Annotated in this window: 11 protein-coding genes; 3 read left to right on the top strand and 8 right to left on the bottom strand. The window is 44.0% G+C overall.

Annotated features, from left to right (window positions below; genetic code table 11):
* Positions 1–10 precede the first annotated feature (10 nt).
* The 3 genes from FRZ54_RS19950 (at position 11) to FRZ54_RS19940 (ending at position 3,046) form a co-directional block, all read left to right on the top strand.
* On the top strand, positions 11–949 hold the full coding sequence (locus FRZ54_RS19950) for a Nif3-like dinuclear metal center hexameric protein (protein ID WP_147033573.1): 939 nt from the start codon (positions 11–13) through the stop codon (positions 947–949).
* Positions 949–1,407, top strand: coding sequence for a GNAT family N-acetyltransferase (locus FRZ54_RS19945; protein ID WP_147033572.1), 459 nt, complete (start codon positions 949–951; stop codon positions 1,405–1,407). Before FRZ54_RS19950 ends, FRZ54_RS19945 begins: the two co-directional genes overlap by 1 nt.
* A gap of 115 nt (positions 1,408–1,522) precedes the next feature.
* A complete protein-coding gene (locus tag FRZ54_RS19940) occupies positions 1,523–3,046 on the top strand; it encodes an alpha-isopropylmalate synthase regulatory domain-containing protein (RefSeq protein WP_147033571.1) in 1,524 nt (507 codons plus the stop codon).
* 330 nt (positions 3,047–3,376) lie between these two features.
* On the opposite strand, the gene FRZ54_RS24795 is transcribed toward FRZ54_RS19940, so the two are convergent.
* The 8 genes from FRZ54_RS24795 to FRZ54_RS19905 all read right to left on the bottom strand — a co-directional run bounded on the left by FRZ54_RS24795 (position 3,377) and on the right by FRZ54_RS19905 (position 15,054).
* Positions 3,377–3,556, bottom strand: coding sequence for a hypothetical protein (locus FRZ54_RS24795; protein WP_228462552.1), 180 nt, complete (start codon positions 3,554–3,556; stop codon positions 3,377–3,379).
* Between the two features lie 259 nt (positions 3,557–3,815).
* On the bottom strand, positions 3,816–6,017 hold the full coding sequence (locus FRZ54_RS19935) for a right-handed parallel beta-helix repeat-containing protein (protein WP_147033570.1): 2,202 nt from the start codon (positions 6,015–6,017) through the stop codon (positions 3,816–3,818).
* A gap of 95 nt (positions 6,018–6,112) precedes the next feature.
* Positions 6,113–6,703, bottom strand: a complete 591-nt coding sequence (locus tag FRZ54_RS19930; protein ID WP_147033569.1) for a nucleotidyltransferase family protein — start codon at positions 6,701–6,703, stop codon at positions 6,113–6,115.
* A gap of 2 nt (positions 6,704–6,705) precedes the next feature.
* A complete protein-coding gene (locus FRZ54_RS19925; protein WP_147033568.1) occupies positions 6,706–7,839 on the bottom strand; it encodes an XdhC family protein in 1,134 nt (377 codons plus the stop codon).
* Positions 7,840–8,014: 175 nt separating this feature from the next.
* Positions 8,015–9,505 (bottom strand): RagB/SusD family nutrient uptake outer membrane protein, encoded by a 1,491-nt coding sequence (locus tag FRZ54_RS19920; RefSeq protein ID WP_147033567.1) that lies wholly within the window; start codon positions 9,503–9,505, stop codon positions 8,015–8,017.
* 22 nt (positions 9,506–9,527) lie between these two features.
* Positions 9,528–12,875 carry a TonB-dependent receptor gene (locus FRZ54_RS19915; RefSeq protein ID WP_187359681.1) on the bottom strand — a complete coding sequence of 1,116 codons (3,348 nt, stop codon included), beginning with the start codon at positions 12,873–12,875 and terminating at the stop codon, positions 9,528–9,530.
* A gap of 368 nt (positions 12,876–13,243) precedes the next feature.
* Positions 13,244–14,419, bottom strand: a complete 1,176-nt coding sequence (locus FRZ54_RS19910; RefSeq protein ID WP_147033565.1) for a FecR family protein — start codon at positions 14,417–14,419, stop codon at positions 13,244–13,246.
* Between the two features lie 77 nt (positions 14,420–14,496).
* Positions 14,497–15,054, bottom strand: a complete 558-nt coding sequence (locus FRZ54_RS19905) for an RNA polymerase sigma-70 factor (RefSeq protein ID WP_147033564.1) — start codon at positions 15,052–15,054, stop codon at positions 14,497–14,499.
* Positions 15,055–15,168 lie beyond the last annotated feature (114 nt).

Raw genomic sequence — 15,168 nt, 5'->3', positions numbered from 1 at the left:
TAGATCAATTATGTCAACCGAAAACAAGCAACCTGTTGGGCAAAATAGCCAGGGCCGCCGTAAATTCATCCGCGATTCAGCCCTGATCGCCGGGGCAGGAGTGGCCGCTTTATCTATTCCGCAAATGAGCAGCGCCGCCGGATTCTTTAAGCCTGACGGTACGTACACTGTCAGGCAGATCATGGATATGTTTATCGGCCAGGTGCCAGGTGGGGTAAAAAGCAACACGGTAGATACACTAAAATCAGGTAGCCCCGATACAGTGGTTACCGGCATAGTAACGACGATGTTTGCAACCGTCGGCATTATTGAAAAAACGATAAAACTGGGCGCAAATTTCATTATCGCCCACGAACCAACCTTTTACAATCATACAGATAACACCGATTGGCTGAAAGACGATGATGTTTATCAGTATAAGGCCAATCTTTTAAAAGAACATGGTATTACGGTTTGGCGCAACCACGATTATATTCACACCATGAACCCGGACCCGGTTACTGTTACAGCTCTAAAGCTGCTGGAGTGGGATCAGTATTCTGATAAGGATATACCCAATGTTCTCACCATGTCCAGTACACCGCTTCACGAATTGATCAGCCACGCAAAAAAAGTATTGCGCATCGATACGGTAAGGTATATCGGCGATCTTTCCGCACAATGCAGGCGGGTTATCTACATGCCTGGTGCTGCCGGCGGCCAGCGGCAAATAGAAACTATCAGTAAATTAAAGCCCAACGTTCTTTTCTGTGGTGAAATATCTGAATGGGAGACTGCCGAATATGTGCGCGATGCAAGGGCCAAAGGTGATAATATCAATTTGGTGGTGATGGGTCATATCGCCAGTGAAGAGCCTGGCTCACAATTTATGTTAGAGTGGCTGAACAAGAATATACCGGGTGTAAAGGTTGATCATATTTCGCCCGGCAATTCGTTGAAATTTTATTAATGGAAATAAACTACCGCGCCGCAACTAACGCTGACATCGCGGCTTTGGCGCGGTTGCGTTCGGAAGGCTGGGGCGAGGCGCAATATTGGATGCCAAGAATAACGGGCTACCTGGATGGTACGCGCCACCCACAAAAAGCATTAGCGCCCCGTGTTGCTTTTGTCGCAATGAAAGATGATGAAATCATCGGTTTTATTGCCGGCCATTTAACCACGCGACTGGATTGTGATGGCGAACTGGAATGGATAGATGTAACGAGTAAGCATCGCCGGAAAGGAATAGCAAGCGAATTAGTGCGTCTTTTGGCTAAATGGTTCGAAGAAAAGGGCGCGCGAAAAGTCTGCGTCGACCCTGGAAACGAAGCAGCAAGAAAGTTTTATGCATCAATGGGTGCAGAAAATTTGGATCAGCACTGGATGTATTGGAGAGATATTTCCCACCTATCCCATAGTCTTTAAGGTTTTTCATAAATTATTACCGATTTACGCTTGTTTTTCCGATTATTGCACTCCTGTTAAAAATTTATATTGTTCGCATTCAAATATTTGCGGGTAATGCCAGTTATAAACTATAATGACCAAATCGCAACGCCACATTGAAATAATGGATACCACGCTAAGGGATGGTGAACAAACCAGCGGTGTATCCTTCTCTGCCTCCGAAAAACTGACCATTGCCCAGTTATTGCTTACTGAAGTGAAAGTCGACCGCATCGAAATCGCATCGGCCCGGGTATCAGAAGGAGAGTTCCAGGCGGTGAAGAAGATAACAGACTGGGCGTCGGAGAATGGCTTTATCGATAAGATCGAGGTGCTGACATTTGTAGACGGTACGACATCGGTTGACTGGATGGTAAAAGCAGGGGCGAAGGTGATGAACCTGCTCACGAAAGGTTCGATGAACCACCTCAAGTACCAGCTTAAAAAAACGCCTGAACAGCATTTTCAGGAAGTGAGCGAGGTAATAGCATATGCCGCGCAAAATGGTATAGCCTGTAACGTATACCTCGAGGACTGGAGCAATGGTATGCGTCATTCTAAGGATTATGTGTTCCAATACCTTGAGTTTTTAGTTAAACAGCCGGTTAAGCGGATATTATTGCCTGATACCCTGGGAGTTTTGATACCATCTGAAACAAGGGAATATTTAAAGGAAATAGTTGAGAAATATCCGGACATTCATTTTGACTTTCATGCCCATAATGATTACGACCTGAGTATTGCCAATGTGCTGGAGGCCGTAAATGCCGGAGTAAGGGGCTTACACCTTACGATCAACGGCATGGGCGAACGTGCGGGAAATGCTCCTTTGGCAAGTACCATAGCTGTTTTAAATGATTTTGTGAAGGATGTGAATACTTCCGTTGATGAAGCCTCGCTTTATTCGGTTAGTAAGCTGGTGGAAACTTTTTCAGGCTTTCGCATCCCAGCAAATAAGCCTGTAGTTGGCGAAAATGTGTTTACCCAAACTGCCGGTATCCATGCTGATGGTGATAAAAAGAACAATCTTTACTTTAATGACCTGATGCCCGAACGTTTTGGGCGCACGCGCAAATACGCGCTTGGTAAAACAAGCGGCAAGGCTAACATCGAAAATAACCTGCAGCAACTGGGCATTCGCCTGTCCGATGCCGATTTGAAAAAGGTAACCCAAAAAATAATTGAATTGGGCGACAGGAAGGAAACAGTAACGCAATCCGACCTGCCCTATATCATTTCGGATGTACTGGACAGCGATGCAATAGAAGAGAAGGTTCATGTAGAGAACTACGTGCTTACACATTCCAAAAATTTGCGGCCATCGGTTACACTGCGGATCAACGTCAATGGTGAAACCTTTGAAGAACATGCGCAAGGCGATGGCCAATACGATGCTTTTATGAACGCCCTGAAAGTGATCTATCAAAAAAAGAAACTGGTATTGCCTATGCTGACGGATTACGCCGTACGCATTCCTCCGGGCGGTAAATCCGACGCTTTGTGCGAAACTATCATTACCTGGGAGTATAGCGGCAAGGAATTCAAAACCCGAGGTTTGGATAGCGATCAAACCGTTTCGGCCATCAAGGCTACGCAAAAGATGCTCAACGTCATTTAAACCCCGTTTGTAGGTCGTGGAATTTGGCACGGGGTAAAAATGGCATAATTTACCACAATTCCCAATATTTGCCATTTTGACAGTGGTTTGTCAGGCTTTTTAGGCTGATTTTTTGTGCCATATTGTCATAAAATACAAAATATGACAATATGGCAAAAATGATTTCATTTTCGTTATCAGGATGGAAAGTAAAAGGTTTTTCATATTATTTATGAAGAAGGGGAGAAAAATGAATGATTTTTGGTCGTTTAACTGGTAAATTAAGGCATTGCCCTCTCGTTTTTGCTAATTCGACTCCATTTTTTCATAAAACCCGATTTTTTTTTCCAGTTATTGGTCATTTTTTTTAAAAAGGAAATTATTCATCATTTTACCCAATTTTTTTTCCCTGGCTAAATTTCTGTGTAAAGTTTTTTTCCGGTTCTGATTTTTTTCAAAGTGAATTTTTAATTCCTGTAATTTCCCTTTTTCGTGAATTTTCTCTGGAAAAATAAATGTTTGAAATGGCATGTTTTTAGCCGTAATCCCGCCGAGGTACTATGTTCCCGTAATTAGTTAGTGCCCACGCTGTAAATGGTTTTATTTAACATATAATAACGAAAACATGATAACTGTATTAGAGGTTGCCCTTTTGATAGCTATTATAATAGTACCCTTGGTACCTCAAAAAAGCTCCAGAGTAAAATAATTGACTATATAGATCTTCAATTATCACAGAAAAGCCCTCAGAAAGTATCTGAAGGTTTTTTTTATGTTAAACCGGCAGATGTTAGTTTCCTTTATAAACAGGTTTGATAATAATATTCAGCATACCATAATCTCCATATTGGGCTTGTTCAATGCGCATAATATGCCGGCCTTTTAAAGGCAATACCGCATCACGGTGGTAATCGGCGTCATAAATAAGCCTGGAGGGGTCCCAATTCTCCATAACCAATTTATCGTCGATATAAACTCTTACCATCTCCGATGCGCTTATCCCGATCTTATACAGTCCTTCCGGAACATCTATGGCTGATGAGGACATTGTTGCTATCTTCTCCCTCGGAATGTTTTTACCAAAGCCTTTTCCGAATACGATGCTTAATTCGGTACCTTCTGTTGTTTTAACAGGTTTTCCGGCCATTAGTTGCCTGAATTTAGCTTCGTTCTTAACCGGGTCGCTGGTCGTATCGAAAACGAACCATTTTGTCTCCCATTTATATGGGATATCAAATTGCCTGTAATAAAAATAATATGGCTGCCCGGCTCTATATTTTTTTCCGAATGCTGAAGTAACCGCATCACCCTTATATTCAAATTTTATATCAATGTTTGTTAATGCTGATGTGTCTTTCCGGATCGTCACGTTCCCCGGCAGCACACCCGATGCGTTCGTTAGTGCAGTGGCGCCTTTAATGCCGATGATCTTCCATTTCCCGGCCGGGCCAAGCACATCCAGACTTATTTTACCCGAACTATCGGTTTTATTCCACCAGGCTATGGGGTATTTAAAGCTGTATGGCCCCCATTCCGTCATCATGATATATTTTTTGCCTTGTGGTTCTGACGCAGCTAAACGGGTGTTTTGCCCGCTCACAATAACGCCCGGCTTTGGAAAATAACTACTGTCTATTACAGGTTTCGCCTGGCCGCCTGTTTTATCAATTTCAAGATCGTTTACCGTGGTATCAAACTTTTGCTGTAAAGTACTGCCCGATATTTTATTGTTATCGATTGCCACATTATCTGTATTATTGATATTGAAAATATTCTTAACATCGGTAAAAGTGTTGTTCCTGATGCTGTAGTTGATGCTCCTGGTATCTCTTTTTTTCAGGTAGCCAAAATCTTTAGGCCTTTTAGGATTTGACCATAATTCGATACCAACTTTTTCACTTGTAAAAGTATTCTGATCAATAATATTATCCTTGCCGTGCTCTATGGCTATAGAAGACATGTTGCCCGCAAAGTCATTGTTAGCGATGATGGTGTTATAACTAAATCCTCCCCACACGCCATGCCAGCAATCGTGTATGATATTATTGATAACCTTATTACGGCTGAAGGTAAGCTCAACCCCGTTTGTGGGGGCATAGGAAAAATCGTTCGAGAAAAGCAGGTTATCATTACAGCCGCCTTCGCCGCTATCCATCGTCGTTTGACCCGCCCATAGAAAGAATCCATCGCCCGAGTGGGTTACCGAATTCCATGCAAAAGTATTATTATCACATTGCTCAAATACCAGGATACCGGCCGAATCCTGCCCGCGGTAATAAACACCATCGCTAAAGCCACGCACGTTCCAGTCAAGCTTGTTATAAAGGACACGGTTATTACTGCTGCGGTACATCCCGATCCCGATTCCAGAATTAAATGAGAAATTATTATTGTATATCAAACCTCCATTGCAATTAGTCATCATTAGCCCGCACTGTCCTTCAATAATAATGTTGCCATGAATATCTGCGCTATCGCAGCCCCTTAAGTAAATTCCTGCGCCAAAACGAAGCCATTCATCTTTTTCATTATGGTGGTAGCTTTGCCAGTCGGCTAGGTCTTCCCGTTCCCGGTTACTATTCAAATGCTGCCTGAAATTATAACTGAAATCGCTATTAATTATCTTAAGACCGCTTATTCCCCGCGCCATTACACCTACTTTAAAACCTTTAACTATTAGATTTTTTATGGTGATGTTCTTCCCGCTTTTAATAATAACAGCTGTGCCCACGAATTTGTCCGGGTTTTCCGGATCGGAAGAGCCGTCGATCACGGCACCATTAAAATCTACTGAGACATTATCGCCTTCAATAACAATTGGTGCCAGGAACAATGAATCGGTGCCTGCTAAATGGTAAATTTTATTTTTGACAATTACGGAATGTTTAATAACAAGCCCCTGATGTAAAGTAATAAGCTTCTTTTGAGCTTGCAGGGCATGCAGGTTAAACAGCGCTAAAGAAAAAACACAGAATTTCAGAATATTTTTCATTTTGAATGGTACAAATAGATACGGTGGTAGTTAACTCAAATGCCCCCGAAATCTACAAAAACATGAATTGAAATAGGTTCACGATAAATCTCTGGTTAATTGCCAGCGTTGAGTAAATGATCGTAATCGCCTTTTGTGTCGATATCGATATTGCCCTTGTCAAATTCAATCGTTGCCACGTCATCCGGGTGGTCCTTCAGGATTTTTTTTGCTCCATCTTGTCCCTGCAGCTTCAGAAGCTTTGCGAATAATATTCTATCAAATAAAGCCGGTACACCTATTGTTCCTGCATAGCTGCACGCAACGATATTTTTGCCCGACTGCTGTTTTGCAAGGATCAATTTTTGAAGAAGCGCCGCATCAACAAAGGGCTGGTCGCAAAGCATAATGATAGCGTTGCTAACGCGATCGTCTTTCTCAATTTCAGCAAGACCAGTTCGTATCGATGAAGCGATCCCTTCCTGCCACTCAGGATTAATAACGATCAGGATATCGTCTTGCCCGCTGATAACCGGGACGATCGCACCGGCATTAGCGCCTAACACCACAATAACGGGATTACAGCCGGAGCCTCTTCCTGCGTCGATGGCTCTTTGCAGTAGCGTCTTATTATCAAATACAAGATTTTGTTTAGGTTCGCCAAGTCTTGATGAACAGCCTGCTGCAAGGATAATAAGTCCGGTCATTATCAAGATATTTTCAAATGGACATTGTGGATAGGGGTGTCCTTATATTTTAATGAATAGCCATTTCTCGAGGATAATACTGCCTTAATTTCAGCAACGATGGACAATGCAATCTCTTCCGACCCTTCGGAGCCTATGTCCAGCCCAACCGGGCCATAGATACGGCTTAACCGATCTTCAGTCATGTGCATGCCGCCTTCCTCTAATTCACCCAGGATACGTTCCAGTTTCTTTTTCGGACCCAGGATGCCGATGTAGGGTGGTCGTACCGGCAGTAGCTCTTTTAGCAACGCGACCTCGTAATTGTAATTGTGCGTCATTAGCACAAAGGCTGTCCATTCATTTATTATGATGTGCGACAATGCTTGTTCAGGTTTGGACACGACAACCTTTTTTGCCGAAGGGAAGCGTGCTGGATCTGCGTAGGAGGGCCGCCCGTCGACTACAGTAATTTCCCACCCTAAAACTGATGCGATCTTTGTCAATGGTATGGCGTCGTTTCCTGCGCCAACGATCACGAGGGATATTAACGGTTTAACATGCTCCACAAAAGCAGTATACTCAATGGCATCTGTATAATTGATCGTTTCCGACCGGTGATTTTCCAGTACTCTTGAAGCATTGTTGAGCAGATTATCATAATACGGCAAATTCTCGCCCCGGGCCACTATGTGTTTATTCTCTGTCAGGCACAAAATAGTACCTGGCTGCGTCGCTTTGCGGTCTTCCGTTGAAAATACGGTAACAAGTACCGCATGACTTCGGTTATTAATGATCTTTTTTAATAAGCTAACGGGGTTGTGAAGGTGGTCATTTATTGGCTCTATCAATATATGGATAAGGCCATTGCAACCAAGGCCAACGCCCAACTTGGCGTCATCATCGTCGCGGGTGTCGTAGGTAACAAGCAATGGTTCCTGCTGCATTATCACCATTCGTGCCTTGCGTAAAGCATCACCTTCCAGGCAGCCGCCGCTGATAGCGCCGGTCAGTTGCCCGTCTTCAGTAATGAGCATCCTTGCACCTGCGCGGCGATAGGCAGAGCCTTCAACCTGCACTACAATAGCGAGCGCAGTTTTCTTCCCTTCTTTAAACGCTTCGTCGTAAGCGGCAACAATGTCTATAATCTCCTTCATCCTTTACTGGCGTTCCTTTAAATTAAAAGGCTATAACAAATTACAGCTTTTGCACAATACAAAACAATTGGTAATGGTAAAAATTGTTTTACCTGGTTTATGTAAGCAAACCGATAGTAACGGAAATAAAAAAGGCCGGGGTAAATACCCGGCCTTTTTTGTTGTTGTGAGCGGATCACCAACCCGGATTTTGGGTTAGCTTATTATTGGTGCTTATCTCGCGCTGCGGGATAGGCCATAAATAATATTGTTCCTTCATGGTAACACCCTGCTCATTTGGAGTTGATAAAGCATCGCCAAAGGTGTCATGTATCACGTCGTACACTTTATGTGTGCGCTGTATATCAAAATATGCCTTGTCCTCATAGGCAAGCTCGTGGTAGCGCTCCCTCCAGATGGCCTCGCGGAACTGATCCTTGGTTAAGCCGCTTAATGGTGCAAGTTTCGCCCTCGCCCTGATTTTGTTAACCTGGTCGTAAGCTACTTGCGTTGGCCCGCTGACTTCATTCGTTGCCTCGGCGTAGATCAGCATGGCTTCCGGTAACCGAAGAAAGGTCCAGTTCTCGTCGCTTTGCCCGTTACCCAAGGCGCTTTCTGCATGGAAATACTTATACAATGCGTGCACGCCAAAAACTACCGTTTTACTGTCATCACCATACTGCGGGTAGCTTGAAAAATAGAATTGACGTTCCTCGGCCCGCAAGTCGCCTGCTTCATAGCTGGCCACAAATTCATCCGTCGGGATCATTGCGCCCAAATGGTCGCCGTAAGCGCCAACCGGAAGGTTAAATGGGAGGGTCAACTGCGGTATAGCATTCGTAGCTACACCAACCAGGTACTGTCCCTGGAATATCAACTCGCCCTGGTTTTTATGCGCATTGTCGTGCAGATAGGCATAGTTATCAAACAAGGTATAATCGTTTAATACTTTTTCCGCCTCCGAAGCCGCAAGCGCATAGTTTTCTGTTTTTTGCATAGGGAAACCTGCCGTTGTAAGGTATACACTTGCCAATAAAGTGCGAACAGCACCCAGTGATACGCGGCCGGTTTGATCTGTTTCGGGCAGACCAGATGCTTCAGCTTTTTGTAAGTCTCCGATGATCAGGTCGTACACATCTGCAACAGGCGACCGGGAAGGGTAAAGGTCGGGGCTGTTAACCGTCACTGAATTTGTTATCAGCGGCACATCGCCATAAAGGCGCACCAAATGATAATAAAAGAATGCCCGCAGGAAATAGACCTCTCCCAGCAACTTGTTCTTTTGTGCGTCGTCCATGCTTATGCCCGGTATCCGCTCAAGGGCAAGGTTGGCGTTGGCTATGGCCTTATAACTGTTCTGCCACACATCTTCGAAACCAGGGTTTACTGCGTCAGTACGCTCGTGTATCACGTTTCCGTTGTTGACGCTTTGCCCCAGCGACGTGGCATGCCCGGCGAATAATTCAATAGTGATAAATGGGCTTTCGCCATAGGCATCGCCATTTTGAAACAAGTGCAGATTGGTATATATCCCGTTAACAAACGTTTGCGCCTGCGATGCGGTAGTGAAATAATTATTCTTTACAAAGTTGCCGTAATCTTTTTCATCAAGATACTTTTTGCAACTGCTTACAGAAAGGACCAGTAAAACGATGCAGATCCAATATTTTGTTAAATTAAATTTCATGATCGTGTGTTTTTGGCTTTGATTAAAAACTAGCGTTTACTCCAAGTAAAAAGGTTCTCGGTTTTGGATAATCATAAAACTGGATGCCCTGGGTGAAGTTACTGCTGCCATTATAGGTTGACGTTTCAGGATCGTAGCCTGTATAGTGCGTCAGAAGGAACAGGTTTTGCGCCTGCAGGTAAACTCTCAGGCGGCTTAATGCTATCTTTTTGACAACATCCTGCCCGAAAGTGTAACCTAAAGTCACCGTTTTGCCGCGTATGAACGAGCCATTCTCAACTTTAGTCGAATAGATCTCCGTTTGATAGCGTACAAATGCCGGCCTGTCTTCTGCTATAAAAGTATTCTGATGTTCAGGGGTCCAGGCGTTCAGCACCGTCGCATAGCTGTTTGCCTGCCCGGTACGGTCCTGGCCCGAGTGACGGGTCAGGTTCATGATCTGGTTGCCATAGTCAAACTGCAACTCGATGCCAAGATCAAAGCCTTTATAACGGAAGGTGTTGGTCAATGTGCCATAGCCGTCAGGAATCGATTTGCCTAATACTGTTTTGTCATCAGCAGTTATCTTTCCGTCACCATTTTTATCCCATATTTTCAGGTCGCCCGGCAGCAGGCCATATTTGGCTGCTTCTGTAGCTTCGGCGGTTCCCCATGTACCTAAAACCTTGTATCCCCAGAATGTTCCGGCCGGTAAACCCACCCGGGCGAGGTTAAATTGGGAAAGGAAGGTAGGACCAAGGAAAATATCGTCGTTAGACGCTCCAAGGCTCAATATTTTGTTTCTGAGGAACGAGATATTAAAACTGGTGTTCCAGCTAAAGTTGCTCGACCTGATGTTTACGCTATTGATCGTCAACTCGATACCTTCGTTGCGAATACTTCCAATGTTTTTATAGACACTGTTGAATCCGCTTGTTTCGGGCAGGGGAGCATTGAGCAACAAGGCTTTAGTTTTTTTCAGGAACGCATCAGCTTCAATGTTAAGCCGGCTGTTAAATAACCCGAGTGAAAACCCAAGGTCGTATTCTGCTGTTTTTTCCCATTGCAGATCATCATTTCCTATACTCGTCAATGTGGTGCCAATAGCCTGGCTACCACCGAAAACGTAGTTTGTAGTGTTAATATTAGCCAGCGACTGGTACTCACCTATCTCGGAATTACCTGTTAAGCCATAACTTAATCTTACTTTCAGATCGGATATGGTTTTATTGTTTTTCAGGAAATCTTCCTCTGATACACGCCAGGCAATTGCAGCGGACGGAAAGAAACCATATTTGGCATTAGTACCAAACCGTGATGACCCGTCCTCGCGGCCTGTTACTGTCAATAAGTATTTTTCCTTGTAATTGTAGTTTATCCTTCCGAAGAACGACTGCATTTGCCATGCATCATAATTTGAAGAAGGTATACCGGGTATACCACCTGAACCCAGGTTATAATACTGATAATAATTATCAGACAAGTCCTGTGTTGAACCATAAGATCTCAATTGACTGAAGTTTTGACGTTCGGAACCTACAACCACATTGATAGTATGTACTTTGTTAAACACCTTATTGTAGGTTAGGTGATTTTCCCATTGCCAGAAAGTGTTGTTCCATTGGTCGATAGATGCAGAACTATAAGTCTGGTTGGCAGTGGAACCACCAACAAGCCCGCTCTGGAAATGAGGGTGGGTGTTACTGGAATTGGTTACGCCGATGGTCGTCTTAAAATCAAGGCCCGGGAAGAAGGTAATATCTGCGTAGCCGTTACCACTGAACACTCTATTATAAGTAAGCGACACGATCTCGTTGGCTTGTGCAACCGGGTTGTCGCCACCTTCCATATTCGGGTAGTCGGTTCTTTTGCCATAACTTCCATCAGGGTACTTTATAGGGATGATCGGGATCATTTCTATCAGCATACGGGGGATGTTGTTTCCGCCGGTACCATCATCTGCTGTTCGCGTAACCCGGTCGTCATAGTTAATGGTTGCGCCTACTTTCAGCCACGATTTGGTTTGATGATCGAACGTTAACCTTGCATTATATCTTTTTTGGTAGCTGTTTAAGATAATACCTTCGTCATTTGCATAGTTCAGGAACAAACCATAGTTCAAATTATCTGCCGAACCTGTAAATGAGAGGTTATGATTTTGGCCGTACGCGGTGCGCGTTGTTGCCTTTTGCCAATCAACGTCATATAAAGGGTTTAAATTCGAGTCGAACAATTTGCCTATTAAAGCAGTCCTGATCTTTACCGGGTCGTCGTCGGCATATTTGCCGGCTGCCCATCCTGCCGGATCATATTTTTGAATATTTTTATAAGATTGATCCTCTACAGCTAAAAATTCTTTGGCATTCAGCACCGGGATCTCGTGGGCCATATTGCTGATACTTCCGTAAGCGTCGTAACTTACTGTTCCGCCTTTTTTTCCCCCACCGCGTTTGGTGGTCACTAAAATTACACCGTTGGCGCCGCGTGTACCGTAAATCGCTGTCGAAGACGCGTCCTTCAATACGTCGATGGATTCAATGTCATTTGGGTTGATAGAACTACCGCCTTCGGTCCAAACTACGCCGTCCACCACATATAGCGGGTCGGTAGTGGTGTTGATGGAACTATAGCCACGTATCCTTACCTTAGTTTCGCCGCCCGGCGCACCCGAATTGACGGAAACATTAACGCCGGCAATACGTCCGGCAAGTTCCTGTTCAACATTTATCGCCGGATGCTCATCCAGTTGTCTGCTGCTCACGCTCCCTACGGCACCGGTCAGGTCTACCCGCTTTTGTGTGCCGTAGCCCACAACCACTACTTCGCTTAGCGATTTTTGGCTTTCGGCGAGCTTTACATCAACTGTTTCCCGATTGCCAATTGGCACTTCCTGAGTAACATAGCCAATGTAACTGAACACCAGCGTTGCCCCGCCGTCCACGTTATCGAATGTGTATTTCCCGTTTACGTCGGTAACTGTGCCTACGCCGGTACCCTTTACTTTGATCGACACGCCTGGTAAAGGCAGCCCTTTTTCATCGGTGACCGTCCCCTGTACTTTCTGGGGAGCGGCTGCTGTTTTGGTAGCTGCAGGGTCGTCTTTGGCTTTAATTACAATGGTTTGATCGATTATTTTATAAGTGAGTGGCTGGTCCTTTAAGCATTGGTCAAGTGCCTCTGTAACCGTAGCGTTTGATAAATCGACATTTACCTTTGATGTTTTAGCCAGTACGTCTTCTTCATACAGGTAATTGTACCCGCTTTGCTTTTTTATTAGTTTTAATACTTTACCTACCGAGGTATGACTTTGGTGGATATTGATGTTTTGACTATAAGTTTTGGCACTTACGTTAACCATCGCTGCAATTATAAAAACAACGGTTAGCTTCATAGCTAGTAGAATTTTGAACAAGCCATGCCTGTCTATGGGCAAGACCTTACAATTTAATTTCATAGTTTTGTAGTGTTTGGGTTAATAACCTGGTTTCCAATTCACGATTGTAAAATGAGGGTAACCCAGGCATCGACCGGGATAGCGCTGCAACGCTACCCGGTTCATTTACCTGGTCTCAACTATCTCAAATAAAAAGTTTGCTGTTTAAGGTGCTCGAAGTATCGGTTTTCTCATGGGATCTGTTTTTAAATTTAATAATTGGTCGTTTTGTATCAGGCTCAATAATAATCGAGGCGATATCTAATAAACCAGCCAGGTAAAGCTGGTTTTAATTGTTTTTCAATAGTTTATAAATGCGCAGGTGGTCAAGACCCTACAACGATAGTTTTGTCGCTTATCTTGAAATTCACCCCTGTGTATTTTAGCATTTTTAGCAGTTCGGACAGGTTTACACTGCGCGAAATACTGCCTGTAAACCTCCTGTCGGATATATTTCCTTCATATTTAATGGTTACATCGTACCATCTGGAGGCCTGGCGCATAATGAACGGTATGTCTGCTTTTTCGAAAACAAAGCTCCCGTCCTTCCATGCCAGGATATCATCTGTATCTACCGTATTTATGGTGATATTTGCCTTTCCTGAATTTGATACATTGGACTGTTCATCAGGCGTTAGAAAAACAGTCTGACCTTCGGCCGATACCTTCACGCTGCCTTCCGCCAGTGTGGTTTTGATGGAGTTTTCGTCGGTATATGCGTTGATATTAAAATGAGTGCCCAATACTTCCACCGTCTGTTTACCTGCCACAACCCTGAATGGCAGATGCTTGTTTTTGGCAACTTCAAAATAAACTTCGCCGGTTATATTTACGCGTCGCTCGTTTTTGGTAAAAACCGTTGGAAAAGTAATGGACGAAGCGGCATTCAACCAAACCTTTGTGCCGTCGCTCAGCACCACCTGGAATTGCCCACCGCGGGGAGTAGAAATTGTATTGTAAGCCACCGGTAAGTTATTCGGAACCGAACCGGGAGCCATATACACAAGCTGGTTGGTTTTTGCTTTATTCAGTAATGTTTTGCCCTGCCGCGCCAGAACACCATTTTTGGCATCGTTCAGAACGATCTTTGATCCGTTAGCCAGGGTAAGTACAGCTTTGTTGCCACCTGGTGCCACGTCATGTTTTGCCGGCTTTTGCTGGTAGGCTATATTGCCTTTTTTGGTGACTTTTTTTCGTATATGGAAATAAAGCGGAGGTATGGACAGCAGCAGTAAGCAAGCCGCTGCGATGGAGGTCCATCGTATATATTTTATTTTATTTCGATGCGACCGATCGTATTTAATAGTCTCATTTACCTTGTTTAATATCCTGACCCTGTGCGATTCCTCATCTTCTGCAAAGCCCCGGGGGATATTAACCGGGGTGTCCTGCCCTTTATTGTACCACGCCGCAAATTCCTCCTGCTCGGCAGGAGTAATGGTTTTATCAAGCCATTTTTTGGCCAGTTGCTGGTATCTGTCTAAGGATCCGTTACTGTTCATTCAGCGTGCTTTACTATAAAGTCCGCCAACAGCGTGATATCCCTTAGTGTAATTGAAAATATTTTTTTGGAAAATGTTCAGAGAAGGAATTGGCTTAACCGCGTGCGTAAAGTTTTAAGTGCTTTACCAAGATGGGCCTCTACCGTCTTTTCGGAAATGCCCATTTCTTCAGCGATCTTTTTTTGGGAATACCCGGCATCACGGCTAAGCTGGTACACCATGCGGCATTTTTCTGGCAATTCGGCCACAAAAAGCGTTAACCGGCTCTTAAGCTCCTCAAATTCCAGCCATTCTTCGGTGTAGTTATCCGCAACGCTAATGTGGTCGCTACTGTATCCCAGATATTTTTGCCTGTTGTTTTGCTTGTCTAATAATTTGATGACTTTATATTTTACCGACACCGCGAGGTAAGAGCTTAGTGTATCAATTACAGCAAGGTCTCCGCGTCTTCTCCATAGCGAAATGAATATGTCTTGCACAATTTCTTCGGCCTCATCAAGGTCGTTTATTTTATTGGCAGCTACGGTAAAAAGTTTCTTCCAGTAGCGGTTATATATTTCGGTAAATGCACGATTATCATCCGAAGCAAGCCTTTGGATCAGTTCACTATCCTCAAGAATATTATAATCGTACATATTCTAATTCAATAAGCAGTATTATAAAATATTTTTTCAGGCAATAATGGAAGGTACTTCCGCTTTGAAGTACTGGTTTGTAAAACCCAAATGTAGCGTATCTGTTTTTAAAAA

The sequence above is a fragment of the Mucilaginibacter ginsenosidivorans genome (genome assembly GCF_007971025.1).
GTDB classification, from domain to species: Bacteria; Bacteroidota; Bacteroidia; order Sphingobacteriales; family Sphingobacteriaceae; genus Mucilaginibacter; species Mucilaginibacter ginsenosidivorans.
This window is presented reverse-complemented; position numbering and strand designations above follow the sequence as displayed.

What these genes read in the sequence shown, in the direction of transcription:
- FRZ54_RS19950 (WP_147033573.1), top strand. Translation starts at nt 11, where the DNA reads ATGTCAACCGAAAACAAGCAACCTGTTGGGCAAAATAGCCAGGGCCGC.
- FRZ54_RS19945 (WP_147033572.1), top strand. Translation starts at nt 949, where the DNA reads ATGGAAATAAACTACCGCGCCGCAACTAACGCTGACATCGCGGCTTTG.
- FRZ54_RS19940 (WP_147033571.1), top strand. Translation starts at nt 1,523, where the DNA reads ATGACCAAATCGCAACGCCACATTGAAATAATGGATACCACGCTAAGG.
- FRZ54_RS24795 (WP_228462552.1), bottom strand. Translation starts at nt 3,556, where the DNA reads ATGCCATTTCAAACATTTATTTTTCCAGAGAAAATTCACGAAAAAGGG.
- FRZ54_RS19935 (WP_147033570.1), bottom strand. Translation starts at nt 6,017, where the DNA reads ATGAAAAATATTCTGAAATTCTGTGTTTTTTCTTTAGCGCTGTTTAAC.
- FRZ54_RS19930 (WP_147033569.1), bottom strand. Translation starts at nt 6,703, where the DNA reads ATGACCGGACTTATTATCCTTGCAGCAGGCTGTTCATCAAGACTTGGC.
- FRZ54_RS19925 (WP_147033568.1), bottom strand. Translation starts at nt 7,839, where the DNA reads ATGAAGGAGATTATAGACATTGTTGCCGCTTACGACGAAGCGTTTAAA.
- FRZ54_RS19920 (WP_147033567.1), bottom strand. Translation starts at nt 9,505, where the DNA reads ATGAAATTTAATTTAACAAAATATTGGATCTGCATCGTTTTACTGGTC.
- FRZ54_RS19915 (WP_187359681.1), bottom strand. Translation starts at nt 12,875, where the DNA reads ATGAAGCTAACCGTTGTTTTTATAATTGCAGCGATGGTTAACGTAAGT.
- FRZ54_RS19910 (WP_147033565.1), bottom strand. Translation starts at nt 14,419, where the DNA reads ATGAACAGTAACGGATCCTTAGACAGATACCAGCAACTGGCCAAAAAA.
- FRZ54_RS19905 (WP_147033564.1), bottom strand. Translation starts at nt 15,054, where the DNA reads ATGTACGATTATAATATTCTTGAGGATAGTGAACTGATCCAAAGGCTT.